Genomic DNA, 1850 nt, shown 5'->3' with positions numbered 1-1850 from the left:
GAGCAATGGTCCATCCAAGCGCAAATGCGACCTGGCAGCCGAGGCATTTAGGGCCGCGCTCAGACAGTGCAGTCACTCGCGCGAAAAAGGTGCGAGAAGATCTGAAGTTCTATCCAGTGAAGCTCGCGTAATCCGGTCGTCAAGCAGTTGCTAAAATTGGAACTAGATCACGCGCTCGTGAGTTTCGGCCAGAGGTGGTCGATCCCTTCAGATGTAGCCGCCTGGTGGCAACCTAAAAAGCCCGTCGCTTACGCTCAATAGCTGCGACGGGCTTTCGTTTATTTCCGGCGGGCGAACGCGCGTTAGCCGAGCTTCTGGATGCGCCCCTTATCGAGGCGGAACGCGCCACTGTTGCCGCCCTGGCGCTCGAAATCGCTCTGTAGCTCATCCCATATACCGAGATACTTGCCGCAATCGTCGCACTTGATCGGCGTCGAGGGCTCGGCGTCCTTGGGGAGCCTTAGCCGGATGGTGCCGCAATAGGGGCACTCCAGATGATGGTCCAGATACTCGCCGGGTTGGAGGCCCAGTGACCCATGCCCGTTCCCAGCGCCCATAGCTCCCCTCCACAATGCGGCCGGCGCAAGGGGCCGCCCGGATGCCACAAGGCCAACATACGCGCTTTTGGAAAAGTTACAAACGATGTGGGGGCTATTGCGTCCTCGATGATAAGCCTTCCTGCTTCCCCGGAGCCGCCGCTTACGCTCAGCAGCTGCAGCGAATTTTTCACGGGAACAAAACTCGGCCCAATCGCGTTTGGCGCGACTAGGGGACTTCTCGTATGGCCGAAATCAAGCAAGAGCTTGGCAAGCGAGCACAGGCTCACAAGGAATCTAGGGTGCAATTCCTAATCCGAGAAACCGGCATCACCGAAGCGCAAGCGCGCGAGCTCGTCGAGATAATTGGCAATAATCCGAGCTCGCTGCTTCGCGAGGCGCGGCTCCTCAAGCAGGGCTAGCGCGAACTAACTCTAGGCCAGTTGATGTCAACAGCCAGTTACAATCCACAGGTCACTTGAACGCGTACCTCTTAACACCCCCTATTGGGTGGAAAAAATGGACGGGACAGCCATCGCACAAACAGAAGATTGGTCAGTCGGCGCGTCACGATGCGGCTTAGACATGGGGCCCGGCCTGCGGGGTTTGGGTGACCTGGGGTAGACAGGCCGGGCCATGCCCCCGTTTGGGCAGAGGGGCAAGCGTGGATTATGCATAACTTTCGGCGATTGGCATCAGAATTTTAGGCGTAGCTAATAAAAAGCGGTCGCAGTTCGTGCCCTTTTATGAAATAATCTGCACGCCGCGCAGAAGGGCGGCGCTCATGTCATTGTCGCGTTGCAGTGGCGTCTACGGGCCCGCTGACCTGGACATGCTCCAGCGGGTGTTTAGCCGGTTGTGCGACGAGCGGCGTCTAGCCAAGAAGGATCGCGAACAGCGGGAATATCTGGCTAAAGACGTGTTCCAAGCTTTCGTTGACGGCACAACCGATGAGACGGACCTATGGCGCTCGCTCTCTAAGCGGAGCAGAGCCTAGCGATATCCACCACCGCCGTTAAGCTTATTAGCTGGGGCGGGCTTTTCATTAGCTACCACTAAAAACGTGGATGCCTACCGCTGGAAGGGGGCGCATAATCCCTCTCTGCCCCGCGGCCATCGGGGTAAGAGCCCGGCCTGTGCGCCCTAGGTCCCCTCGATACCTCGGCAGGCCGGGCATCTCTGAGGCGGCCCGTTTGCCGGGCTTATTCGCTTAAGTCCTAGAAAATGTTAATGTCAGTCCTGAAAAGGCGGCGCATAATGCGCGTCTGCCCCGGCTCGGAACGGGGTAAGAGGCCCGGCCTGATCCCCACATCC

Annotated in this window: 2 protein-coding genes; one reads left to right on the top strand and one right to left on the bottom strand. The window is 58.4% G+C overall.

All coding sequences use genetic code 11. From position 1 onward, the window contains the following. Positions 1 to 302 precede the first annotated feature (302 nt). A complete protein-coding gene (locus EOA49_RS31745; protein ID WP_127242323.1) occupies positions 303 to 557 on the bottom strand; it encodes a hypothetical protein in 255 nt (84 codons plus the stop codon). Positions 558 to 781: 224 nt separating this feature from the next. Between EOA49_RS31745 and EOA49_RS32965 the strand changes: the two genes are divergently transcribed. Then, entirely contained in the window at positions 782 to 958 is a 177-nt protein-coding gene (locus tag EOA49_RS32965) for a hypothetical protein (RefSeq protein ID WP_164747113.1), read from the top strand. The last annotated feature ends 892 nt before the right edge of the window (positions 959 to 1850 follow it).

Source organism: Mesorhizobium sp. M1A.F.Ca.IN.020.04.1.1 (assembly GCF_003997315.1).
Classification (GTDB): domain Bacteria; phylum Pseudomonadota; class Alphaproteobacteria; order Rhizobiales; family Rhizobiaceae; genus Mesorhizobium.
The sequence above is the reverse complement of the archived record's forward strand: the minus strand, read 5'-3'. Positions and strand labels throughout refer to the sequence as shown.